Source organism: Pseudomonas sp. SC11 (assembly GCF_047039205.1).
GTDB classification, from domain to species: Bacteria; Pseudomonadota; Gammaproteobacteria; order Pseudomonadales; family Pseudomonadaceae; genus Aquipseudomonas; species Aquipseudomonas boreofloridensis.
The window spans coordinates 5,376,457-5,400,128 of the sequence record NZ_CP178183.1 but is presented as its reverse complement, the minus strand read 5'-3'; the positions used below and the strand labels follow the sequence as shown (position 1 = coordinate 5,400,128).

Sequence of the window (23,672 nt, the reverse complement as noted above, 5' to 3'; positions counted from 1 at the left end):
TGCCCATGAACGATCTGGCCAATTCTGCGATGACCCCCAATTCCCCTCCCGTGCGCATTGATTTCAATACGCCCGAGCTGCAACGCAAACGCCGTCTGCGCGCGTTGAAGGACCGCCTGACCCGTTGGTACGTGCTGGTGGGCGGGCTCGCCGTGCTGGCCGCCATCACCCTGATCTTCTTCTACCTGGCCTACGTGGTGTTGCCGCTGTTCCAGGGCGCCGAGCTGACCCGCAAGCCAGCCTTGCAGCCTGCCTGGCTGCAGCAGGATGCCGGCAAGCCGCTCGCGCTTGCCCTCGAAGAGCAGAATCTGGTGGGCATGCGGGTGTCCGATAACGGCCAGGCGCTGTTCTTCGATAGCCGTACGGGTGCCGAGCTCAAGCGCGTCGAGTTGCCGGTCCCGGCCGGCGCCAGCGTCAGTTCGATCGGCAGCGACCAGCCGGGCAGCGCGCTGATGGTACTGGGCCTGTCGGACGGCCGCGCGCTGGTGTTCCATCACAGCTACAAGATCACCTACCCGGACAACAAGAAGACCATCACCCCCGATATCGACTATCCGTATGGTCAGGAGCCGATCCTGCTCGACGAGCAGGGTCGCGCGCTGGAGCACGTCACCCTGAACCGCAACGGCGACACCCTGTTGTTGGCCGGTTCGACCGGTGCGCAGTTGCAGGTGCTGTCGCTGTCGAGCAGCGAGAACATGATGACCGGCGAGGTCACCCATGAGCAGACCCGCATCGTGCTGCCGCAGATGACCGAGACGGTGAAGAACCTCTTCATCGACCCTCGTCAGCAGTGGCTGTACGTGATCAACGGGCGGGCCACGGCGGACGTCTTCAGCCTGCGCGACAAGAGCCTGAACGGCCGCTACACCCTGCTCGACGATGGCAACGCCGCCATCACTGCCAGCGGTCAGCTGGTCGGTGGCATTTCGCTGATCCTCGGCGACTCCAAGGGCGGCCTGAGCCAGTGGTTCATGGCCCGTGACCCGGATGGCGAGTCGCGCCTGAAGCTGATCCGCAGCTTCCAGCTGGGCAAGGCGCCGATCGTGCAGATCGATGCCGAAGAGCGGCGCAAGGGCTTCATCGCCCTGGACAGCGACGGCAAGCTCGGCGTGTTCCATAGCACCGCGCACCGCACCTTGCTGGTGGAGCCGGTGGCCGAGGGCGCCGGGCTGCTGGCGCTGTCGCCGCGGGCCAACCGCATCATGATCGAGCAAGGGGGCAAACTGCTGCCGCTGAGCCTGCGCAACCCGCACCCGGAGGTGTCCTTCAGCGCGCTGTGGGGCAAGGTGTGGTACGAGAACTACGACGCGCCGAAATACGTCTGGCAGTCCACGGCTTCCAACACCGACTTCGAGCCTAAGCTGAGCCTGTCGCCGCTGACCTTCGGCACGCTCAAGGCAGCGTTCTACGCGATGATCCTGGCCGCGCCGCTGGCCATCGCCGCTGCCATCTACACCGCCTACTTCATGGCGCCGGGCATGCGCCGCAAGGTCAAGCCGGTGATCGAGCTGATGGAGGCGATGCCGACGGTGATTCTCGGCTTCTTCGCCGGCCTGTTCCTGGCCCCGTATCTGGAAGGCCATCTGCCGGGCGTATTCAGCTTGTTGCTGATCCTGCCCATCGGCATCTTGGTCACCGGCTTCGCCTGGAGTCGCCTGCCCGAATCGATCCGCCTGCGCGTGCCGGACGGCTGGGAGGCGGCGATTCTGATCCCGGTGATCCTGGCGATCGGCTGGCTCGCACTGCACCTGAGCCCGGCGGTGGAAAGCGCCTTCTTCGGCGGCGACATGCGCCTGTGGATCCGCGAAGAGCTCAAGCTCAACTACGACCAGCGCAACGCCCTGGTGGTGGGGATCGCCATGGGCTTTGCCGTCATCCCCAACATCTATTCCATTGCCGAGGACGCTGTGTTCAGCGTGCCGCGCAGCCTCACCCTGGGCTCGCTGGCCCTGGGCGCGACACCTTGGCAAACGCTGACCCGCGTGGTCATCCTGACCGCCAGCCCCGGCATCTTCTCGGCGCTGATGATCGGCATGGGCCGGGCAGTGGGCGAGACCATGATCGTGCTGATGGCCACCGGCAACACCCCGGTGATGGAGCTGAACCTGTTCGACGGCATGCGCACCCTGGCCGCCAACGTGGCGGTGGAAATGCCCGAATCGGAAGTCGGTGGCAGCCACTACCGTGTGCTGTTCCTTGCCGCCCTCGTGCTGCTGCTGTTCACGTTCGTGATGAACACCTTGGCCGAGCTGATTCGCCAGCGTCTGCGCAAGAAATACTCGTCGCTTTGATAGAAAGGTAGAGATCCGTGAAACAGGATTCCCTCAAAGGCTGGTTCAAGAGCGGTGCGCCCGGCGTATGGATCAGCGGTGGCGCGGTGGCCATGGCGGTGATCATGACCCTGGGCCTGCTCGCCGTGATCGCCGTACGTGGCCTGGGCCACTTCTGGCCGGCCGATCTGATCCAGGCCACCTACAAGGTGCCCGGGCAGGCCGACGTGGTGATTGTTGGCGAAGTGGTGCAGAAGGAAGAAGTCCCTCGTGTGCGCCTGAAGGATGCCGGCTTGCCGGTGCCCGAGAATGGCCCGGAGTTCATGACCCGCGAGCTGGTCAAGGTGGGTAACCGCGACCTCAACGGCAGCGACTTCACCTGGCTGGTCGGCGACTGGCTGGTGGACCAACGCCGGCCGACCGACCTAATGGCCCTGGAGCGCCGCGAGTGGGGCAACTTCTATGGCTACCTGGTGAGCGTCAAGGAGCAGGGCCGTGTGGTCGCTTCCGGCCCCAGCGCCTGGAACGAACTGCAGGCGCGACTCAAGCGCGCCGACGCGCTCAACGACCAGCTTGTCAGCCTGGAAAAAAAGGACATCGGGTCGATCAACCATGGACTGGAACGCCTGCGCCTGCACAGCCGCAAGCTGGAATTGCAGGGCAAGCTGGACGCGGCAGCCCAGGCCGATATCGAGGCCGAGCGCGCCGAGCTGACCAGTCGTTACAAGACCATCGAAGAGCGCCTGACCGAGCTGCACCAGGCCTTCGCCCGTGACAGCCTGGTGGCTCGCGACGGCAGCGGCCGACAGGTCGAGATCAACTTGAGCAAGGTGGTGCATGCCATCCAGCCCAACAACATGTCGACTCTGGCCAAGCTGGGTGCTTATTTCAGCAAGGTCTGGGAATTCCTCAGCGACGACCCGCGTGAGGCCAACACCGAAGGGGGGATCTTCCCGGCCATCTTCGGCACGGTGATGATGACCTTGATCATGGCGGTGATCGTCACGCCATTTGGCGTGCTGGCGGCCGTTTACTTGCGCGAGTATGCCCGGCAGGGGCCGGTCACTCGCCTGATCCGTATCGCTGTGAACAACCTGGCAGGGGTGCCGGCGATCGTCTATGGCGTGTTTGGCCTGGGCTTCTTCGTCTACGTGCTCGGTGGCTCCATCGACCGCCTGTTCTTCCCCGAATCGCTGCCGGCGCCGACCCTGGGCACGCCGGGCCTGCTGTGGGCCTCGCTGACGCTGGCGCTGCTGGCCGTGCCGGTGGTGATCGTCGCCACCGAAGAGGGGCTGGCGCGCATTCCACGTACCGTGCGCGAAGGTTCATTGGCACTCGGTGCGACCAAGGCCGAGACCTTGTGGAAGATCGTGCTGCCGATGGCCAGCCCGGCGATGATGACCGGCATGATCCTCGCCGTGGCCCGCGCCGCCGGCGAAGTGGCGCCGCTGATGCTGGTGGGTGTGGTGAAGCTGGCGCCGTCGCTGCCGGTGGATGGCAACTACCCTTACCTGCACCTGGACCAGAAGATCATGCACCTGGGCTTCCATATCTACGATGTCGGCTTCCAGAGCCCCAACGTCGAGGCCGCGCGGCCGCTGGTGTACGCCACCGCCCTGTTGCTGGTGCTGGTCATCGCGACCCTCAACCTGTCGGCGGTATGGATCCGCAACCACCTGCGCGAGAAATACAAGGCACTCGACAGCTGATCCCGCCCGCAAGCGGCAAGCCGATTCGACGCAGGCCCCTATTTGCAGCGTGCAGCTCAACGCTCGCAGCTAAAAAACCGGAGTACGACCATGCAACACGATACTCATAACCACGGCATCGACATGTCGGCCCTGGGGCGCAACAAGCAGAGCCTGCGCCTGGCCGAAGAAACCGTGGCCATCGAAGTGCCGGGTCTGTCGCTGTTCTACGGTGACAAACAGGCGCTGTTCGATGTGCAGATGAACATTCCCAAGCAGCGTGTCACTGCCTTCATCGGCCCGTCCGGTTGCGGCAAGTCGACCCTGCTGCGCACCTTCAACCGCATGAACGACTTGGTGGACGGTTGCCGCGTCGAAGGCGCCATCAACCTCTACGGCCACAACATCTACCGCAAGGGCGAGGACGTGGCCGAACTGCGTCGCCGAGTGGGCATGGTGTTCCAGAAGCCCAACCCGTTCCCCAAGACCATCTACGAGAACGTGGTCTACGGCCTGCGCATCCAGGGCATCAACAAGAAGCGCGTGCTGGACGAAGCGGTGGAGTGGGCGCTCAGGGGCGCGGCGCTGTGGGATGAGGTCAAGGACCGCCTGCACGAGTCGGCGCTGGGCCTGTCCGGTGGCCAGCAGCAGCGTCTGGTGATCGCCCGGACCATCGCCGTGGAGCCGGAAGTGCTGTTGCTCGACGAACCCTGCTCGGCGCTGGACCCGATCTCCACGCTGAAGGTCGAAGAGCTGATCTACGAGCTCAAGTCCAAGTACACCATCGTCATCGTCACCCACAACATGCAGCAGGCCGCACGGGTTTCGGACTACACCGCGTTCATGTACATGGGCAAGCTGATCGAGTTCGGTGACACCGATACGCTGTTCACCAACCCGGCCAAGAAGCAGACCGAAGACTACATTACCGGCCGCTATGGCTAAGCGCCCTTGGGCGCAGCTGCACGCTTTGAGCTGCAAGCCACAAGTCAAGGCAGCTAGCGCGGCGTCAGGGAACCACAGGAACTACTTGAAGCTTGCAGCCAGCAACTTCGCGGAGCGAACGCATGATCAACAAAGACAGCCTCACCCATCACATTTCCCAGCAGTTCAATGCTGAGCTCGAAGAGGTGCGCAGCCATCTGCTGGCGATGGGCGGCTTGGTCGAGAAGCAGGTCAACGACGCCGTGACTGCGCTGATCGAAGCCGATTCGGGGCTTGCCCAGCAGGTGCGTGAGGTCGATGAACAGATCAACCAGATGGAGCGCAACATCGACGAAGAGTGCGTGCGCATCCTCGCCCGGCGTCAGCCGGCGGCGTCCGACCTGCGTCTGATCATCAGCATCTCCAAGTCGGTGATCGACCTGGAACGCATCGGCGACGAGTCGACCAAGATCGCCCGACGCGCTATTCAATTGTGTGAGGAAGGCGAGTCGCCGCGTGGCTACGTGGAGGTGCGGCACATTGGCGATCAGGTGCGCAACATGGTGCGCGACGCGCTGGACGCCTTCGCCCGCTTCGACGCTGACCTGGCGTTGTCGGTGGCGCAGTACGACAAGACCATCGACCGCGAATACAAGACCGCCCTGCGTGAGCTGGTCACCTACATGATGGAAGATCCACGCTCGATCTCGCGGGTTCTCAGCGTGATCTGGGCACTGCGCTCCTTGGAGCGCATCGGCGACCACGCGCGCAATATCTCGGAATTGGTGATCTACCTGGTGCGCGGTACCGATGTACGCCACATGGGCCTCAAGCGCATGAAAGCCGAGGTTGAAGGCGACCCGTTGGCAGCGCTGGAAAAGGCTAATGTTCCGGGGCAATCTGACGATAAATAGTATTGCCCCCGTGCATCGACGCCCGGCCCAAGCCGGGCGTTTTCGTTGGTGGCAGATGCTGCAGGTACCCGCGAACTGTCTTGAAACGTCCCGGCGTGAACAGTGCTTTGGCAAATTGCCATCATTCGGCGGTAAGCTAGTCGGGATTCAAGAGGAGTATCGATGAGTAAAGTCAATGTGCTGGTCGTGGACGATGCGCCGTTCATCCGCGATCTGGTAAGAAAGTGCCTGCGCAATGCCTTCCCCGGCATGGTCATCGAAGACGCGGTCAATGGCCGTAAAGCTATGGCCATGCTGACCAAGGAACGCTTCGACCTGGTCCTGTGCGACTGGGAGATGCCGGAAATGTCCGGCCTCGAACTGCTAGCCTGGTGCCGCCAGCAGCCTGAGATGAAAGCCATGCAATTCATCATGGTGACCAGCCGTGGCGACAAGGAGAACGTGATCCAGGCCATCCAGGCCGGCGTCTCCGACTTCGTCGGCAAGCCGTTCACCAATGAGCAACTGCTGACCAAGGTGAAAAAGTCGCTGCAGCGCATCGGCAAGCTCGAAGGACTGATGTCGGCGGGGCCTGCGCGGGTGAATTCGGCATTCGCCAACGATTCGCTGAGCGCCCTCACCGGCGGCAAGCCTGAGGCGGCCAAGGTCGCGGCAGCGCCATCCGCAGCGGCCAAACCGCTGATCAATGCGCCGGCCCCGCAGAGCGCCGCCGCCGCTGCTGCCGCAGCGCCGAGTGGACGTGGCCAGGGCCAGTTGCGCCTGTCCAGCGGCAACCAACCTTGTGTGATCAAGGCGCTGAGCCTGAAGGAAGCCCTGCTGGTGGTGCGTCGCAGCGCGGTGCTACCGCAGGTGCTCGAGGGCGCAGTGCTCGATCTGGAGCAGGGCGAGAACGCTGAGGTGGCGCGTCTGAACGGCTACCTGCACGCCGTCGCCGCGCTCGAGCCCAAGCCCGAGAGCGACTGGTTGCAGTTGACGTTCAAGTTCGTCGATCAAGATGCACAGAAGCTCGACTACCTGTCGCGGCTGATCGCTCGCGGCACCGCGCAGAAGCACTTCATTCCCGGCGCCTGATCCGTCCGGCCGCTCCCACGACAGGAGCGGTGTTTCAGTCCAGTTTGACCACTTTGGACAGCACGATCTTCGGGCCTTTCATCTTCTTGATGATGATCCGCAGGCCCTCGACTTCCAGCACTTCCTCTTCCTCAGGCACGCGCTTGAGCGATTCGTAGACCAATCCGGCGAGGGTCTCGGCCTCGATATGATCGAGGTCGACGCCCAGCAGGCGTTCGACCTTGAACAGCGGCGTGTCGCCACGCACCAGCAGCTTGCCCGGTTGGTAGGCGAGGATGCCGCGCTCGGCCTTGCGGTGTTCGTCCTGGATATCGCCGACCAGCACTTCCAGCACGTCTTCCATGGTCAGGTAGCCGATCACCTTGCCATCGGCTTCTTCGACCAGCACGAAGTGCGCGCCGCCCTTGCGGAACTGCTCCAGCAACTGCGACAGCGGCATGTGCCGTGAGACGCGTTCCAGAGGGCGTGCCAGCTCTTCCAGGTCGATGCGCTCGGGCAGGTGGCCGAGCTCGGCCAACTCCAGCAGCAGGTCCTTGATGTGCAGCAGCCCGGTGAACTCCTCGCGCTCGGCGTCGTACACCGGGTAGCGGCTGAACTTGTGGCGTCGCAGCATCGCCAGGATGGTCTTGAGCGGCGCCTTGGCGTCGATTACCACCATGTCTTCGCGCGAGTTGGCCCAGTCGACCACCTCCAGTTCGCCCATTTCCACTGCCGAAGCGAGCACGCGCATGCCTTGGTCGCTCGGATCCTGGCCACGGCTGGAGTGCAGGATCAGCTTCAGTTCCTCGCGGCTGTAGTGGTGCTCGTGGTGCGGCCCGGGCTCGCCCTGGCCGGCGATGCGCAAGATGGTGTTGGCGCTGGCGTTGAGCAGGTAGATGGCCGGGTACATCAGCCAGTAGAACAGGTACAGCGGTACCGCCGTCCACAGCGACAGCAGTTCAGGCTTGCGGATCGCCCAGGACTTGGGCGCCAGCTCGCCGACCACGATGTGCAGGTAGGAGATGACGAAGAAGGCGATGAAGAACGACACGCCCTTGATCAGCTCCGGGCTGTCGACGCCCAGGTAGGCCAGCAGCGGTTCGAGCAGGTGGGCGAACGCCGGCTCACCGACCCAGCCCAGGCCCAGGGAGGCCAGGGTGATACCCAGCTGGCAGGCCGACAGGTAGGCATCGAGTTGATTGTGCACCTTGCGCAGGATGCTGCCGCGCCAGCCGTGCAGTTCGGCGATGGACTCGACGCGAGTCGCGCGCAGCTTGACCATGGCGAACTCGGCGGCAACGAAGAAGCCGTTGAGCACAACCAGGAACAGGGCAAAAAGGATCATGCCGAAATCGGCGAACAGTGACGCGAGGTTGAAACCAGGGGAAGGGTCCATGATGGAGTTTTTACGGGGTCCGTCTTCGATAGGGGGAGAAAAAAAGTGCCAGCTCAAGCTGGCACAGGGGATCCAATGTAGCGGCTGGTGCCGCAAAAGCAAAGGGGACTGATGTCATTGCCGAGCGTCAGCGGCTGGCGCCGACCAATTGTGCCGGGGCGAAGTGACAGGTGAAGGTGCTGCCGTGACCGGGCACGCTGCTGATCTCCAGCTTGCCGCGATGGCGCATCAGCACGTGCTTGACGATCGCCAGGCCCAGGCCGGTGCCACCGGTATTGGACGCGCGGCTGGAGTCGACGCGGTAGAAGCGTTCGGTCAGGCGTGGCAGGTGCTTGGCGTCGATGCCCACGCCAGAGTCCTGCACGCTCAAGTGCGCACCTTGCTCGTCGGCCCACCAGCGAATACGGATGTTGCCGTCTTCCCCGGTGTACTTCACGGCGTTGAACACCAGGTTGGAGAAGGCGCTGCGCAGCTCCGATTCGCTGCCCTTAAGGCGCACCCCGGGCGCCGCCTCCAAGGTGATGTGCTGACGCTTGGGGCCTGACAGCGCCTGGGCGTCGCCCTTGATCGACTGCAACAGCGTGTCCACGGCCACCGGCTGGTTGTCGGAGGGGTAGTCGGTGGCTTCGAGCTTGGCCAGCAGCAGCAGGTCGTTGAGCAACGTCTGCATGCGCGAGCCTTGCTGGCTCATCTGCTGCAGGGCGCGGGCCCAGCGCGGATTCACATCCTCGACGTTATCCAGCAGGGTCTCCAGGTAGCCGGTGATCACAGTCAGGGGGGTACGTAGCTCGTGGGAAACGTTGGCGACGAAATCCTTGCGCATCTGTTCGAGCAGATGGATACGGGTGACGTCGCGCACCAGCATCAGGTGCTCGTTGTTGCCATAGCGGGTGATGTTCAGTTGCACGCGCAGACGGTCGTTGATGGGCGAGGGGATTTCCAGCGGTTCGACGTAGTTCTCCGCTTCGAAGTACTCCTTGAAGCGTGGATGGCGCACCAGGTTGGTCACCGGTTGTCCGCCGTCCTGAGGGGTCTTGAAGCCGAGCAGGGTCTCGGCGGCGCGGTTCCACCACTCCAGGTTGCCGTCGCTGTCGAGCATGATCACCGCATCGCGCAGGGCTGCGGTGGACTCCTGCACCCGGTCGATCACCGCTTGCAGACGGCCGCGCACGCGCTGATCGCGGCGTTGCAGGTGATAGATGCTGTCGAACACTTCGCCCCACAGCCCGTAGCCGTCGGGCGGTGCCTCGTCGGGCTGATGGTTGCGCAGCCAGTCGTGCAGGCGCAGCAGTTGCTTGAGGGTCCAGCCCAGGTACAGCGCCAGGCCGATGGCCAGGCTCCAGCCGTACTCGCCGCTGGCCAGGCCACCGACCAGGCAGACGGTGATCAGCAACAGCAGATGACGAATCAGGGTCGCATGCCAGTTCTGGTTCAATTAGGGGATCCTTCGGATCCAGCGGCTAGTTGCGAGCGGCGAGCTGCAAGTAGAGGCGGATCGGTGGTGCATTCACGTCCATTTATGGGCTTGGCGCTTCGCTTTTCAGCTCTTGGTGGAGAAGCGGTAGCCGGTGCCGCGTACGGTTTGTACCAGATTTTCGTAGGCTTCACCCAGCGCCTTGCGCAGGCGACGGATGTGCACGTCGACGGTCCGCTCTTCCACATAGACGTTGCCGCCCCAGACCTGATCGAGCAGTTGGCCGCGGGTGTAGGCGCGTTCCTGGTGGGTCATGAAGAATTGCAGCAGCCGGTATTCGGTCGGGCCCATTTCGGCGGGTTTGCCGTCGATGGTCACGCGGTGGCTGATCGGGTCGAGCAGCAGGCCGCCGACTTCGATGGGCGCCTCGCTGTCGCTCGGGCCGGTGCGGCGCAGCACGGCTTTCAGGCGGGCCACCAGTTCGCGGGGCGAGAAGGGTTTGGTGATGTAGTCGTCGGCACCGACTTCCAGGCCCTGGATCTTGTTGTCCTCTTCGCCTTTGGCGGTGAGCATGATGATCGGGATATCGCCCGTCAGTTCGTCGCGCTTGAGGCGGCGCGCCAGCTCGATGCCGGAGGTGCCGGGCAGCATCCAGTCGAGCAGGATCAGGTCCGGCTTGCGGTCGACGATGATGGCATGGGCCTGCTGGGAGTTCTCCGCTTCGAGGCAGTCGTAGCCGGCCATTTCCAACGCAACGGCGATCATCTCGCGAATAGGCGCTTCGTCGTCGACGATCAGAATGTTCCTGCCAACCATGCTCAAACCTCTCCCATCTATGGTGTCTTGGCCCGCATTAGATAACGGAATTATTGCAGCTGTGTGACAGGGCGTTGGCCATTCTGGCGACATTGCATGAACGGAGGGGCTTCGCGGCGTGGCGGCGGCACCACTGAAAATCCGGTGCGGGAGGGGATGGAATACGGCTTGTCGGGGCGGCAGCCCACTGGCGATTGCGGCGCAGGCCGGTGCCTGCGCCGGCCAGACGTTCAGCGCAGTGCGTAATCCAGCACCACGCCGATGAAGATCAACAGCCCCGCCCAGTGATTGTGCAGAAACGCCTTGAAGCAGGCATCGCGCTGCCGTGTGCGGGTCGACCAGAACTCCCAGGCGAAACAGGCCAGCGCCGCCAACAGCCCCAGGTGGAACCACCCTCCGAGCGCGAAGCGGCTGCCGGCCAGCAGCAGACAGCCCAGTGACAACACCTGCAGCGTGAGAATGATCACCCGGTCGGCGTCACCGAACAGGATCGCGGTGGACTTCACGCCGATCTTCAGGTCGTCGTCGCGATCGACCATGGCGTAATAGGTGTCGAACGCCACCGTCCACAGCAGGTTGGCGATGTACAGCAACCAGGCGGCGGCAGGCACATCGACGCCGGCCGCCGTGAAGGCCATGGGAATGCCCCAGGAATACGCCGCACCCAGGACCACCTGCGGGTAGTAGGTGTAGCGCTTCATGAACGGGTAGCAGAAGGCCAGCGCTGCGCCACCGAAGGACAGCCACACGGTGCTGGCGTTGGTGCACAGCACCAGCAGGAAACTGATACCGGTCAGCACGGCGAACAGCAGGACCGCTTCGCGCGGTTTCACCCGACCGCTGGCCAGAGGGCGATCGGCAGTGCGTTTGACGTGACCGTCCACCTTGCGGTCGGCGAAATCGTTGATCGCGCAGCCCGCCGCTCGCATCAGCGCTACGCCCAGGCCGAAGATCAGCACATTGGCCAGCGTCGGTGAGCCGTTGCCAGCGATCCACACCGCCGACAGCGTGGGCCACAGCAGCAGGTAGATGCCGATGGGGCGATCCAGGCGACTGAGCTGCACGAAGTCCCAGGCCCGGGGATGCAGACGGTTCAGCGATTTGAGCAGGTTCAGGTACATCAGGACGACACCTCTTGCTCAGCCTGCCACAGTGCCGGCAGGAAGACCTCGGCGACCAGCAGGTCGAGGCCGTCGCGAGAGAAGCGCGAGCGTCGCCCCCACAGCCCGGCGCTGGCGCTGGGCGCGGGCAGCCAGGCTTCGGGATAGCGGCACACTTCGATGGGCTGGCGAACGAACGCCTGGTCGCAGAACAGCAGCTCGCCCAGCGAGCGGCTGCCCAGCGTTTCCAGATCCAGGCCACCACGCTCCAGCGCTGCACGGCTGGCGACGCTGCGGGCGAACACCCAGGGCTGATCGTGGCCGCGCAGGAACACCTCGCGGACCCAACCCTGGGCGCCGGGCTCCAGGCTCAGTGCCTGGCATTCGTCGGCACGCAGCGGCTGCCAGCCTTCGCTCAGGGGCGTCACGCAGAAGTGATCGTCGGACAGGCGTGTCAGGCGGCGGGTCAGGGAGCCCTCGTCGAACAACCAGTCGCGGGTGCGCGGGTCGAGCTCGCTCGCCAGCTGTGAATACGACAGCCACGCGACAGCGGCTGCTTGCGGGGATTCGTACGGCACGTCGGTATGCTTGCTACATCCAGAGAGGCGGCGAGCTTAGCATGATTGCCCGGTAGGCTTGCATCCTGCCCGCCGGGCCAGTAAAAAGCCCCCATGAATTGCGCGGTGAGTGCAGTGCGGGCCTGCCCGCGCAGCCGTCACCCGACGCAACACGACGCCTGACCGAGGATCACCAATGAAGAAGTGGCAATGCATCGTCTGTGGCCTGATCTATGACGAAGCCGAGGGCTGGCCGGACGACGGCATCGCGCCCGGCACCCGTTGGGAAGACGTGCCAGACGACTGGCTGTGCCCGGACTGTGGCGTAGGCAAGAGCGACTTCGAAATGATCGCCATCGGCTGATCGAAGACCCTTTCAGAGAGGAACCCCGACATGACGTCACCTGTAGTGATCATCGGCACCGGCCTTGCGGGCTACAACCTGGCCCGAGAGTTTCGCAAGCTCGACAGCGAAACGCCGCTGCTGCTGATCACCGCCGACGACGGGCGTTCCTATTCCAAACCGATGCTGTCCACCGGCTTCGCCAAGCAAAAAGGCGCCGACGAGCTGTGCATGGCAGAGCCCGGCGCGATGGCCGAGCAGCTCAACGCCGAGATCCGCACCCATACGCGTATCAGCGGTATCGACCCCGGCCACAAGCGCCTGTGGATCGGCGAGGAGGCTGTGGCCTATCGCGACCTGGTGCTGGCCTGGGGCGCACAGACGGTACAGGTACCGGTAGAAGGCGATGGTGGGCAGCACATTTTTCCGATCAACGACCTGGAGGATTACGCCCGCTTTCGCGCCGCGGCTGTCGGCAAGCGGCGCGTCCTGGTGCTCGGCGCGGGGTTGATTGGCTGTGAGTTTGCCAACGACCTCACCTTGGGTGGCTACCAGTGCGATGTGGTCGCGCCGTGCGAGCAACTGATGCCGACGCTGCTGCACCCCGCCGCCGCGCATGCAGTGCAGGCTGGCCTGGAGCAGTTGGGCGTGCGCTTTCATCTCGGACCGATGCTGACGCGACTGCAGCGTGTCGACGAGGGTTTGCAGGCGCAGCTGTCCGATGGCAGCGTGATTGCCTGCGACCTGGTGGTATCCGCCGTGGGCCTGCGGCCTCGCACCGATCTGGCGGCGGCGGCTGGGCTGCTGGTCAATCGAGGCGTGGTTGTGGATCGCCAGTTACGCACATCCCACGCCAACATCTTTGCCCTGGGCGACTGCGCCGAGGTCGACGGTCTCAACCTGCTCTACGTCATGCCCTTGATGACCTGCGCCCGCGCCTTGGCGCAGACGCTTGCCGGCAATCCCACGGGCGTGACTTACGGGCCGATGCCGGTGACGGTGAAGACGCCAGCATGCCCGCTGGTGGTTTCGCCCCCGCCACTGGGGCGAGAGGGGACGTGGCGTATCGAAGGGCAGGGCAACGACCTGAAAGTGCTGTGCCACAGCGCTGAAGGCGAGCTGCTCGGCTATGCGCTCACGGGCACGGCGGTCATGGAAAAACTGGCCTTGAATCGACAGCTGCCACCGCTGTTGGCGTGAATGGCGTCCGGAGTGTCATTTGCGTCGTGTTCTAGACGCGACAATGGCCGCGCAGATACTGGCGCGCACCCGGCCTGCATGCCATCCTCACTGGCGTCTGCCGCAGACTAGAGCCTGTGGCGCCTTGAGCGCTGCATTCGCAGGCAGTACGGCATAACAACAAAAAATCCCGTCTAAGAGGCTTCACTATGCGTAAACCAGAACTCGCCGCCGTCATCGCTGAAAAGACCGACTTGACCAAGGACAAGGCCAATCAGGTCCTGAACGCGATTCTCGACAGCATCACTGGCGCGCTCGACAAAGATACCGTCACGTTGGTTGGTTTCGGTACCTTCGAAAAACGTCATCGTGGTGCGCGCACTGGCAAGAACCCGCAGACTGGACAACCGGTCAAGATCAAGGCCAGCAATACCGTAGCGTTCAAACCGGGTAAGAACCTGCGTGACACCGTCATGACCTCCGGCAAGCCGGCTAAACCGGCGAAGAAAGCCAAGTAACCGACAGACATTCCAGTGTCATCCAGACGGGCGCCTATTGGCGCCCGTCGTATTTGGCACAAACACCCCTGTGTGCACTGGCGTAATCGGTTCGATAAAAAGCTAGAATCCGCGCTTCGGTCACTTTTCCATCGAGGCACCCTGATGAAGTTTCGCTTTCTGCTCTGGGCCATGGGGCTGCTGATGGCCCGGGCCAGCCGCAACAATCCGGCGTTTCAGCAACAGCTTCGCGGCAAGGACCTGGTGTTCCAGATGCAGACGCTGGACGGCAAGGTGGCGCGGCACTTCAAGGTCAGTGGCGAGCGCATCAGCAGCAAGGGCGGCCTGCATCCTGATCCCGCCTTCGCCATCGCCTTCAAGGATGCGGCGTTCGGCTTCGCCACCTTGCAGGCGAGCAACAAGCAACTGGCCTTCATGCAGGGCATTCAGGACAAGAGCATCCAGATCAAGGGCAACCCGGCCCTGGTGATCTGGTTCCAGGGCCTGATGAAGTACCTCAAGCCGCGCAAGAAGGCGTGAGGCGGTCGCGCACGGTCAGTGAGGGGTGTGGAATTGCGAGGCCAGTTCGCGCAGCAGTGCTTCGGCCTCCAGCACCTTGCTGACCACCTCCTCGGCCTTGTTGCGTGTCAGCCCCAGGCGTTCGAGCAGCGCCTCGGGAATCTCCTCCTGCGGCCCTGCGCCGATGCCCCGCGAGCGCAGCAGCGAAGTGGCCAGGCACACCAGGTTGGGATAGGCCGAATAGTCCCCTTCATAGCTTGGATCGTGCTGGAAGCGCAGCGCCGTGGACAGCTCGTCCGGCATGTCCCACAGCTTCATCAGCCAGGCGCCGATCTGCTCGCGGCTGATGCCCAGCAGGTGCTGTTCGACGTAGCTGTGATAGAGGTGCGGGTTGACCTCCAGATGGCGACAAATCAGCGAGAAGTGCGGTGGGAACACGTGGGCCAGCAGCAGGTAACCGAAGTTGTGCAGCAGCCCGGCCAGGTAGGTAAGCCCCGCCTCTGGACGCTCGGTACGTGGCATCGCGCGGGTCAGGCCTTCGATCACCGCGGCGGTGTAGATCGATTGCTGCCAATACGGGGTGGCCTGCTGCGGATTGTCCTTGGGCAGGCTCAGGGTTTTGCCCAAGGCCAGACCCAACGCCAGGTTGATCACCAGATCGAAGCCCAGCACCCGCACGATGGCATCTTCCACCGAGCGGATCTTGCCCGGTGAAGCGTAGTAGGGCGAGGCGGCCCAACTGACCACCTGAGCGGCCAGCGCCGGATCGGTTTCCACCACGCCAGTGATGTCGTCGAGGCTGGCATTGGGGTCGACGCGCAGCTTGATGATCTTTTGCGCGGTGTCGGCCAGCGGCGGGATCTCGATGGTCTGTTCGAGGCGTTGCTGGATGCGTCGGGCGGTGAAGGCCTGAACCGCATGGGAGATCTCGCGGGTGTCGTCGTGCGGACGGTCGAGGTTGCGGCGGATGCCCTCGACTTCCACACCGAAGCTGCCGGCACTGGCCTTGCTCAGCATGCGCTTGAAATCGTCTCGGGCAATTTCCAGCAGCAGACCGGTTTCTCCCGACTGGATCAGCAGCGCATCGGCGCTCAATAGCCGCTCATCGTACAGACAGGGGGAACTGGTCAGCGCGGGCAGCCCAGGCAGGGCCTTGAGCGAATGCTTGTCGAGCATCTTCCTCAGGCGCTCCACCGGGACCGCGGTCAGCGTGCGGCCGGTGAGCTCTTCGAGACGCTTGAGGTCGAGCAGTTGGCTCTGTGCGAATAGCACCATGAGTGCGCCGACTTCATCGTCCAGCAGGATCGCCTGGACACGCGAACTGGCAGGCAGGTGTGGGTGCTCCGGCACCTCGCGGTAGCCGATGCCAAGTTTTTCCAGCAGCAGCCGGATGACCGGCGGGGCGTGCGGGTGTGCGGTATCCAGGGCCACTTCAGTCATGGTCTGTTTTCCAATGTGTCTTTTTCAAATGCGAAGTATAACCATCCTGCGCCCCAAGCTGGGGCGCGAATGGGACCAAGGTCACACTTGGCCGTACTGTTGGCCGTGACGCAACCAGCGGTCGAGCAGTGGGCTGACATGCTCCGGCCAGCGTGACAGCAGGGCCTGCGCCGCATCGCGCACCGCGGGCAGGAGATCGGCATCGCGCATCAGGTCGGCCACCTTGAACTGCAACAGACCAGTCTGCCGGGTGCCGAGCATTTCTCCAGGCCCCCGCAGTTCCAGATCCTTTTCCGCGATGACGAAGCCGTCGTTGGTTTCGCGCATGATGCCCAGGCGTTCGCGACCGATCTGCGACAGCGGCGGATGATAGAGCAGTACGCAGTGGCTGGCTGCGCTGCCCCGGCCAACCCGGCCGCGTAGCTGGTGAAGCTGAGCCAGTCCCAGGCGCTCGGGGTTCTCGATGATCATCAAGCTGGCGTTGGGCACGTCGACGCCCACTTCGATCACCGTGGTGGCGACCAGCAATTGCAGCCCGCCCGCCTTGAACTCGGCCATGACCGCAGCCTTTTCGGCAGGCTTCATGCGTCCGTGGATCAAGCCCACGCGCAGCTCGCCCAATGCGCTGCCCAGTTCCTCGAAGGTGCTTTCGGCCGCCTGGCAGGTCAGCTCTTCGGATTCTTCGATCAGCGTGCACACCCAGTACGCCTGGCGACCCTCGGCGCAGGCAGCGCGCACGCGCTCGACCACCTCGAATCGACGGCTGTCGGCTACCAGCACCGTATTGACCGGCGTTCGCCCGGGAGGGAGCTCATCGAGAATGGAGGTGTCCAGGTCGGCGTAGGCGCTCATGGCCAGGGTGCGCGGGATGGGGGTGGCGGTCATGATCAACTGGTGCGGACAGAGCAGACCATTCACGCCTTTCTTGCGCAGGGCCAGGCGCTGCTGCACGCCGAAGCGGTGCTGTTCATCGATGATCGCCAGGGCCAGGTTGCGAAATACCACTTCCTCTTGGAACAGCGCGTGGGTGCCGACCACCATCGGTGCGCCGCCGGCGATCTGTTCGAGCGCGCTGGCGCGGGCCTTGCCCTTGAGCTTGCCGGCCAGCCAAGCGACCTCGATGCCCAGCGGTTCGAGCCAACGCTTGAAAGTGAGGTAATGCTGCTCGGCGAGAATCTCCGTAGGCGCCATGAGCGCAACCTGGTAACCCGCCTCCAGCGCCTGCAGGGCGGCGAGCGCAGCGACGACCGTCTTGCCGGCGCCGACATCGCCCTGGACCAGGCGCATCATCGGCTCAGGCTGGCTGAGGTCGTAGGCGATCTCGTTGCCGACACGCTGTTGTGCACCGGTGGGGGCGAAGCCGAGATTGGCCAGGTAGCGCTCGGGCAGGCGGCTGGCCTTGGGCAGCGCCGGTGCCCGCAAAGCTCGCAGGCTTTCGCGCAGGCGCTGCTGGGAAAGCTGATGGGTCAGCAACTCCTCGAAGGCAAGCCGGTGCTGAGCCCAGTGCTGGCCTTCGGCGAGCTCGTCGAGGTCGGCGTCGGCAGGCGGATTGTGCAGGTAGCGGATCGCATCGTCCAACGGCGCCAGGTGATAGTCGCGGGCCAGCTCGTCAGGCAGCCAGTCGGGCAGGCTGCGTGGCCCGAGCTTGCTCAGGCTGAGTTGGCAGAGCTGACGCAGACGCTGCTGCGTCAGGCCTTCGGTGGTCGGGTAGATCGGCGTGAGGGTTTGCTCGACTGGAGGCGGCGGCTCGTCGCCGTTGAGCGCCCGATATTCGGGATGGTAGATCTCCAGGCCCGAGGCGCCGGGGCGGACCTCACCGTAGCAGCGCAGGTGGGTGCCGCGTTTGAGGCCCTCCTTCTGCGCATTGCTGAAATGATAGAAGCGCAGGCTCAGCACGCCGGTGCCGTCGCCCAGGCGCACGACCAGACTGCGGCGCTTGCCCATGGTCACATCGGCGCCGCTGACCACACCTTCGATCACCGCGTCCTGGCCAGGACGCAGCGCGCCGATGGGCACCACGCGGGTGCGGTCCTGATAACGCAGGGGCAGATGGAACAGCAGATCCTGCAGGTTCTCCAGCCCGACCTTGGCGAGCTTTTCCGCCATGGCCTCGCCGACGCCCTTGAGCTCGGTGACCGGAACCTTCGACAGCTCGGTCATGGGATCAGGCCGGCTGTTGCGTGGGCGTCTTGGCCACCGAGCACAGGCGGATCGAGTCGGCGAGGATCTCGATGGCCTTGGGCCTTGGGAAGCTGGCACGCCAGGCGATGGCCACGGTGCGGAACGGCGCCGGGGCGGTGAGCGGGCGTACTTCGATCACGCCGGGTGCATAGTGGTGACTGTGCACGGCCGACAGCGGCAGGATGGAGACGCCCAGGCCGGAGGCGACCATGTGACGGATGGTTTCCAGCGAGCTGGATTCCACCGTGGTGTGTTTGGAGGCATCCGCACCCTTGTTCAGGGTCGGGCAGGCTTCGAGCACCTGGTCGCGGAAGCAGTGACCTTCACCGAGCAGTAGCAGGCTCTTGTCGTTGAGCAGAGCGGTGTCGATGGTCTTCTTCGCGGTCCATGGGTGATCGGCCGGCATCAGCGCGCAGAACGGCTCGTCGTACAGCGGCAGGGTGAGCACGTCGGCCTCGTTGAACGGCAAGGCGATGATCACTGCATCCAGCTCGCCGTTGCGCAGCTTCTCGCGCAGCACGTGGGTGAAGTTTTCCTCGATGTACAGCGGCATCTGCGGCGCGACCCGGTGCAGCTGTGGAATGAGGTGGGGGAACAGGTAGGGGCCGACGGTATAGATGGCGCCGACCTTCAGCGGGGCGGTGAGCTGGTTCTTGCCGGCCTGGGCCAGTTCGCGGATGCCCTGGGCCTGTTCCAGCACCTTCTGCGCCTGGGCGACGATGCTTTCGCCGACAGGCGTGAGGCGCACCGCACTCTTGCTGCGCTCGAAGATCAGCACCCCCAGCTCGTCCTCGAGCTTCTTCACACCGACCGACAGGGTAGGCTGGCTGACGTGGCAACGCTCAGCCGCGTGGCCGAAGTGTTGCTCCTGGGCGAGTGTGACGATGTAGCGGAGTTCTGTGAGGGTCATAACGTGCGTCCATGAAGTTGCGGCCCCAGCATAGCGGGTGCAATCGATAGACGCACGTTATCAGACTTGCGGCTGTGTGACAGATTCAATGTGTCAGCGCTTGTCCAGCGAGAAGACAAAGGGTGCGACCACTTCGATCTGACCGTTGTTCAGCAGCTCCGGCGGCGGCTTCGGCACCGTGCCCGCGCGGCGGATCATGTCCATGGTCGCCCGGTCCAGCGAAGCGCTGCCTGAACCTGCTGCCATCGAGTAGGACAGAATCTTGCCGTCGGCATCGACCACGAAACGCAGCCGGTTGATGCCTTGCAGGCCGCGACGGCGCGCGTCCTCCGGGTACTTCTTGTATTTGGCCAGATGGCGCAGCAGGTCACTCTGCCAGTTCGGCAGGGCATTGCTGTTGGACGCGATACTTGGCTGCGGTGCGGCCGACTTCTGCGGTGGCGCATTGCTGGGCGGCGTATCGGCGACCTGCTCCTTGGCGGGAGGCTCGTCCTTCGGCGGCTCGGGCTTCTTCTCAGGCTTGGGCGGCTGCGGCTTGACCTTCGGCTTGGGCGGCTTGTTGATGGCGATCTTCGGCTTCGGCGCCTCGGCGACCTTCGGCAGCGGCGGCTCTTCGACCGGCGCCGGCGGCGGCGGGGCGACTTTCGGTGGCGGCGGCGGTGCCGGCTCCGGCAGAGGCGCCAATTCGACCATCATCGCTGCCGGAGGCAGTTCGATGGCCTGGGGCACCGTCCAATTGAGCATGAGCAGCACGGCGATCGCGTGCACACCCAGCACGACCGCCAGGCCTACACCGTAGCGCGCCAGGTTGGAGCGCGTCTTTGTCATTTCTTCGCTGCCGTCTCGAGTCCGACCAGACCGACCTTGAGATAGCCGGCCGCACGCATGGTGTTCATCACTTCCATCAGGTCGCCGTAGTCGACCCCCTTGTCAGCCTGGAAGAAGATGGTGGTTTCCTTGTCACCCTTGGTCTTGCCGTCGAGCATCGCGCCAAGCTGATCGGGTGTGGCCACCGGGTCATCGCCGACATACAGCTTCTTGTCGGCCTTGACGCTGACGAACACCGGCTTCTCCGGCCTCGGCGCCGGTTTGGCGGTGGAGGCGGGCAGATCGACCTTGATGTCGACCGTCGCCAAAGGCGCGGCAACCATGAAGATGATCAGCAGTACCAGCATCACGTCGATGAACGGGGTGACGTTGATTTCGTGGTTTTCGGCGAGGTCGTCGCCACCTTCGTTGAGATGCAGGCCCATGGCTTACCCCACTTTCACCATGTGCGGGGCGGCGCGATCGCCAGCCTGGTGGTCGAGGTCGCGGCTGACCAGCAGCAGGACCTGCGCCGAAGCGTCGGACACCTGCGCCTTGTAGCCGGCGATGGAGCGGGCGAAGACGTTGTAGATGACCACCGCCGGGATGGCGGCGACCAGACCCAGTGCCGTTGCCAGCAGGGCCTCGGCGATACCCGGTGCGACCACGGCCAGGTTGGTGGTCTGGGTCTTGGCGATGCCGATGAAGCTGTTCATGATGCCCCATACGGTACCGAACAGACCGACGAACGGTGCGGTGGAGCCGATGGTCGCCAGTACGCCGGTGCCGCTGCTCATGGCGCGGCCGCTGGCGGCCACCAGGCGTTCCAGACGGAAGCTGACGCGTTCTTTGATGCCTTCTTTCTCGCGGCTGTTGGCCGACAGGCGCATTTCCTCGAGGGCGTCATGCACCAGGGTATGGGCCAGGGTGCCTTCCTTGTTGGCGACCGTGCTGGCCTCCTTGAGGCTGGCGGACTTCTTCAGCACGGCGATTTCGCCACGCAGACGGCGCTTGGCGCCCAGCAGCTCGAAGCCTTTGGCGATCCAGATGGTCCAGGTGATGATGGAGGCGATGGCCAAGCCGATCATCACGGCTTTGACCACCACGTCGGCGTTCTTGTACATGCCCCAGGGCGACAGGTCGTGAGCCATGCCCAGCGAGGTGTCCTCGACCAGCGCCTGAGTGCTGTCGTCGGCAGGTGCCGGGGCGTCGACGGGTGCGGCGGCGCTGTCTGTCGTCGACGGCTGGGCAGCAGTGGGGGCTGCCGGGGTCGCCGGGGCTGCGGCGGCTGGCGCGGCTGCGCCATTGGCGGCGGGCTCATCAGCCATGGCGGCCGGTGCCAGTACCAGGCTGAACATCAGCGCGGCGATGGCGCCCCAGGCGCGCGATGTGGTTGGCGAAGCGGAGGGTTGAGTACGAGTCATGCTGGCCGGACCTGATGAAGAAAAGAGGGTGACGTTCTTCACGGCCTCGAGGCAGGCCGAGAATTTTTCAGGGCGCCATTATTGCAACTAATTCTTGTTAACAAAAGCAATACAGTAACTTTTTTTATACGTTTCATAGCCGCTGATCGTCAGAAGGGGCTAGCCTGAAGCTTTGGAATTGGAGTGTGTGATGTCCGATTTATCCGCAATGATCGTAGGCTGCGGTGATGTAGGCGGGCGGTTGGCTCGACAGCTGCTCGCGCGTGGCTGGCACGTGCATGGCCTGCGAAGGTCCGTCAATCAACTGCCCAATGGCGTGCTGCCGGTGGCGGCGGACCTTACTCAGGTGGAGATGCCAGCGGCTTGGCCCGAGGGCTCTTTCGATTACCTGGTCTACTGCGTGGCAGCCAGTCAGCACGACGAGCCCGGTTATCGTGCAGCCTATGTCGAGGGGTTGCGTAACGTGCTGTCGTGGATGGCGCAGCGGGCACAGCGGCCTCGCCGAATCCTCTTCGTCTCCAGCAGCAGCGTCTATGCCCAGAAGGATGGCGCCTGGGTCGATGAGCGTGCGGCTACCGAGCCAGAGGCCTATTCCGGTCGAGTCATGCTTGAGGCTGAAAAGCTGGCACTGAACAGTGGCATGCCCGCCAGTGTGGTGCGCCTCACCGGTATCTACGGCCCAGGCCGTGAATGGCTCTTGAGTCAAGTGCGTCAGGGCTACCGGGTTGCCGAAGAGCCGCCGTTGTACGGCAACCGAATCCATGCCGATGATGCCGCAGGTCTGCTGGCGTTTCTTCTGCAGGCCGATGCTGGTGGGCAGGTGCTGCAAGACTGTTATATCGGCGTCGATGACGATCCGGCGCCACTGGCCGACGTGGTCACCTGGTTGCGCCAGTACCTGGGCATCACGGAATGGTCGGACGAGCAGCGCGTGCGTCGTACCGGGAGCAAGCGTTGCAGCAACGCGCGTGCTCGGGCACTGGGCTGGGCGCCGCAGTATCCGAGCTACAAGGAGGGTTACGCCGCGATTCTGCTGGGTCAGGGTTAAGGCGGTGCCGCTTAGTTGCGCTGAAGTACCCACTGGCGCGGGCCAGGTGCCAGCTGTGGCATGTCATCGGGCTGGGCACGATTGACCGCGCGGAAGATCTCGAGTCGGTCGGGGCTGCGCCGGAAAATCCAAGGCCCGCCTTGTTGATCGCGCTCGAGCCATAGGCTGTCGTTGCCATTGCCGATGGTGGCGCAGTCGCCGGCCAGGCACAGCGCATAGCGGTCAAGCGCCGGCAAGCCAGTGACGCTGCCGTCATCGCCGAAGCGGACCTTGGCGCCTTGGCCCGGTCCTTCGGTGATCGTCCACTCACCGCCCAGGTAGGTCTGGTACAGCGTCTTTTCGAAGCTGCTGCCTACAGTTGCATCGGCCGCTTCGGGCGAGGTACTGCGTATGAACGTCTGACGGGTGCCGCTGGCGTCGGTCGTTTGCAGCTCATTGCCGCTCAAGCTCAACTGTTCGCTTTGGCCGCCTTCGAACGTGGCTTGCCATTGCTTGTCGTTGGCGAGCAAGCGGCCATCGACGGTCTCCACGCCATTCATGTAGCTGGCCTGTTGACCGGCGACATTGATCTTCCATTCGAAGACCGGACCATTGCTAGCCAGCGCATTGCGTAGGCTCTCGCCCTTGGCCGCTGCATCGATCGCTTTCTGATTGATCCAAGTACCGTTGTAGTCTTCGGGTTTGTGGCTGGCGCAGCCGCCCAGAATCAGGGCTGCCAGCGCGAGGGGCAGGGCTTGACGCATGAGGGGTAACCTTCAGGCAGGAGGAGCGGCAGGTGAGTGCCTGCCGCTTGGGCATCACTCGATGACGAGGATGGCGTCCATCTCGACTTGCGAGCCTTTTGGCAGCGCGGCTACGCCGATCGCGGCGCGCGCGGGGTAGGGCTGCTCGAAGTAACGGCCCATGACCTCGTTGACCTTGGCGAAGTGGCTGAGGTCGGTGAGGAAGATGTTCAGCTTGACGATGTCTTTGAACGACCCACCAGCCGCTTCAGCGACCGCCTTGAGGTTCTCGAAGACCTGCACGGTCTGGGCCTCGAAGCCTTCGACCAGTTCCATGGTCTTGGGGTCCAACGGAATCTGCCCCGACATGTATACGGTATTGCCAGCCTTGATCGCCTGGGAGTAGGTGCCGATGGCGGCCGGGGCCTTGTCGCTGTTGATGACGGTCTTGGTCATGTTGACTCCTTGCG

At 63.9% G+C, this 23,672-nt stretch carries 23 protein-coding genes; 10 read left to right on the top strand and 13 right to left on the bottom strand.

Annotated features, from left to right (window positions below; translation table 11 throughout):
- Positions 1-5 precede the first annotated feature (5 nt).
- From ACK2SD_RS23960 to ACK2SD_RS23940, 5 genes are all read left to right on the top strand, one after another.
- Entirely contained in the window at positions 6-2,294 is a 2,289-nt protein-coding gene (locus ACK2SD_RS23960; RefSeq protein WP_116887307.1) for an ABC transporter permease subunit, read from the top strand.
- A 17-nt stretch (positions 2,295-2,311) separates the two neighbouring features.
- Entirely contained in the window at positions 2,312-3,982 is a 1,671-nt protein-coding gene (gene pstA, locus ACK2SD_RS23955; RefSeq protein ID WP_295483303.1) for a phosphate ABC transporter permease PstA, read from the top strand.
- Positions 3,983-4,072: 90 nt separating this feature from the next.
- Positions 4,073-4,906, top strand: coding sequence for a phosphate ABC transporter ATP-binding protein PstB (gene pstB / locus ACK2SD_RS23950; RefSeq protein ID WP_039582425.1), 834 nt, complete (start codon positions 4,073-4,075; stop codon positions 4,904-4,906).
- A gap of 122 nt (positions 4,907-5,028) precedes the next feature.
- Positions 5,029-5,799: a phosphate signaling complex protein PhoU gene (gene phoU / locus ACK2SD_RS23945; RefSeq protein WP_039582427.1), complete on the top strand. Its 771-nt coding sequence runs from the start codon at positions 5,029-5,031 to the stop codon at positions 5,797-5,799.
- Between the two features lie 162 nt (positions 5,800-5,961).
- A complete protein-coding gene (locus ACK2SD_RS23940) occupies positions 5,962-6,870 on the top strand; it encodes a response regulator (protein WP_029612261.1) in 909 nt (302 codons plus the stop codon).
- A gap of 34 nt (positions 6,871-6,904) precedes the next feature.
- Here ACK2SD_RS23940 and ACK2SD_RS23935 read toward each other — a convergent pair whose 3' ends face one another.
- The 5 genes from ACK2SD_RS23935 to ACK2SD_RS23915 all read right to left on the bottom strand — a co-directional run bounded on the left by ACK2SD_RS23935 (position 6,905) and on the right by ACK2SD_RS23915 (position 12,153).
- Positions 6,905-8,245, bottom strand: a complete 1,341-nt coding sequence (locus ACK2SD_RS23935; RefSeq protein WP_412461004.1) for a hemolysin family protein — start codon at positions 8,243-8,245, stop codon at positions 6,905-6,907.
- Between the two features lie 127 nt (positions 8,246-8,372).
- A complete protein-coding gene (phoR, locus tag ACK2SD_RS23930) occupies positions 8,373-9,680 on the bottom strand; it encodes a phosphate regulon sensor histidine kinase PhoR (RefSeq protein ID WP_039582429.1) in 1,308 nt (435 codons plus the stop codon).
- 105 nt (positions 9,681-9,785) lie between these two features.
- On the bottom strand, positions 9,786-10,475 hold the full coding sequence (gene phoB / locus ACK2SD_RS23925; RefSeq protein WP_003253341.1) for a phosphate regulon transcriptional regulator PhoB: 690 nt from the start codon (positions 10,473-10,475) through the stop codon (positions 9,786-9,788).
- A gap of 230 nt (positions 10,476-10,705) precedes the next feature.
- Complete coding sequence (gene ubiA, locus ACK2SD_RS23920; RefSeq protein ID WP_039582431.1) at positions 10,706-11,596, bottom strand: 4-hydroxybenzoate octaprenyltransferase; 891 nt, start codon at positions 11,594-11,596, stop codon at positions 10,706-10,708.
- Positions 11,596-12,153 (bottom strand): chorismate--pyruvate lyase family protein, encoded by a 558-nt coding sequence (locus ACK2SD_RS23915; RefSeq protein ID WP_412461003.1) that lies wholly within the window; start codon positions 12,151-12,153, stop codon positions 11,596-11,598. The genes ubiA and ACK2SD_RS23915 overlap by 1 nt, the downstream gene beginning before the upstream one ends.
- 175 nt (positions 12,154-12,328) lie before the next feature.
- Between ACK2SD_RS23915 and rubA the strand changes: the two genes are divergently transcribed.
- The 4 genes from rubA (at position 12,329) to ACK2SD_RS23895 (ending at position 14,691) form a co-directional block, all read left to right on the top strand.
- Entirely contained in the window at positions 12,329-12,496 is a 168-nt protein-coding gene (gene rubA, locus ACK2SD_RS23910; RefSeq protein WP_029612269.1) for a rubredoxin RubA, read from the top strand.
- Positions 12,497-12,526: 30 nt separating this feature from the next.
- Positions 12,527-13,675 carry an NAD(P)/FAD-dependent oxidoreductase gene (locus tag ACK2SD_RS23905; RefSeq protein WP_412461002.1) on the top strand — a complete coding sequence of 383 codons (1,149 nt, stop codon included), beginning with the start codon at positions 12,527-12,529 and terminating at the stop codon, positions 13,673-13,675.
- A gap of 188 nt (positions 13,676-13,863) precedes the next feature.
- Complete coding sequence (locus tag ACK2SD_RS23900) at positions 13,864-14,172, top strand: HU family DNA-binding protein (RefSeq protein WP_029612270.1); 309 nt, start codon at positions 13,864-13,866, stop codon at positions 14,170-14,172.
- A 144-nt stretch (positions 14,173-14,316) separates the two neighbouring features.
- A complete protein-coding gene (locus tag ACK2SD_RS23895) occupies positions 14,317-14,691 on the top strand; it encodes a hypothetical protein (RefSeq protein WP_029612272.1) in 375 nt (124 codons plus the stop codon).
- 15 nt (positions 14,692-14,706) lie between these two features.
- Here the strand turns inward: ACK2SD_RS23895 and ACK2SD_RS23890 are convergent, their stop codons facing one another.
- From ACK2SD_RS23890 to exbB, 6 genes are all read right to left on the bottom strand, one after another.
- Positions 14,707-16,110: an aminoacyl-tRNA deacylase and HDOD domain-containing protein gene (locus tag ACK2SD_RS23890; RefSeq protein ID WP_317871782.1), complete on the bottom strand. Its 1,404-nt coding sequence runs from the start codon at positions 16,108-16,110 to the stop codon at positions 14,707-14,709.
- A gap of 81 nt (positions 16,111-16,191) precedes the next feature.
- Positions 16,192-18,270: an ATP-dependent DNA helicase RecG gene (recG, locus tag ACK2SD_RS23885; RefSeq protein WP_412461001.1), complete on the bottom strand. Its 2,079-nt coding sequence runs from the start codon at positions 18,268-18,270 to the stop codon at positions 16,192-16,194.
- Positions 18,271-18,274: 4 nt separating this feature from the next.
- On the bottom strand, positions 18,275-19,201 hold the full coding sequence (locus ACK2SD_RS23880) for a hydrogen peroxide-inducible genes activator (RefSeq protein ID WP_029612275.1): 927 nt from the start codon (positions 19,199-19,201) through the stop codon (positions 18,275-18,277).
- A gap of 93 nt (positions 19,202-19,294) precedes the next feature.
- Entirely contained in the window at positions 19,295-20,029 is a 735-nt protein-coding gene (locus tag ACK2SD_RS23875; RefSeq protein WP_029612277.1) for an energy transducer TonB, read from the bottom strand.
- Positions 20,026-20,454: a TonB system transport protein ExbD gene (gene exbD / locus ACK2SD_RS23870; RefSeq protein ID WP_039582442.1), complete on the bottom strand. Its 429-nt coding sequence runs from the start codon at positions 20,452-20,454 to the stop codon at positions 20,026-20,028. The genes ACK2SD_RS23875 and exbD overlap by 4 nt, the downstream gene beginning before the upstream one ends.
- Positions 20,455-20,457: 3 nt before the next feature.
- A complete protein-coding gene (gene exbB / locus ACK2SD_RS23865) occupies positions 20,458-21,432 on the bottom strand; it encodes a tonB-system energizer ExbB (RefSeq protein ID WP_412461000.1) in 975 nt (324 codons plus the stop codon).
- 190 nt (positions 21,433-21,622) lie between these two features.
- Between exbB and ACK2SD_RS23860 the strand changes: the two genes are divergently transcribed.
- Entirely contained in the window at positions 21,623-22,480 is an 858-nt protein-coding gene (locus ACK2SD_RS23860) for an SDR family oxidoreductase (protein ID WP_412460999.1), read from the top strand.
- An 11-nt stretch (positions 22,481-22,491) separates the two neighbouring features.
- On the opposite strand, the gene ACK2SD_RS23855 is transcribed toward ACK2SD_RS23860, so the two are convergent.
- Both ACK2SD_RS23855 and ACK2SD_RS23850 read right to left on the bottom strand, forming a co-directional pair.
- Positions 22,492-23,223, bottom strand: coding sequence for a hypothetical protein (locus ACK2SD_RS23855; protein ID WP_412460998.1), 732 nt, complete (start codon positions 23,221-23,223; stop codon positions 22,492-22,494).
- A 54-nt stretch (positions 23,224-23,277) separates the two neighbouring features.
- On the bottom strand, positions 23,278-23,658 hold the full coding sequence (locus ACK2SD_RS23850) for a RidA family protein (RefSeq protein WP_029612280.1): 381 nt from the start codon (positions 23,656-23,658) through the stop codon (positions 23,278-23,280).
- Positions 23,659-23,672 lie beyond the last annotated feature (14 nt).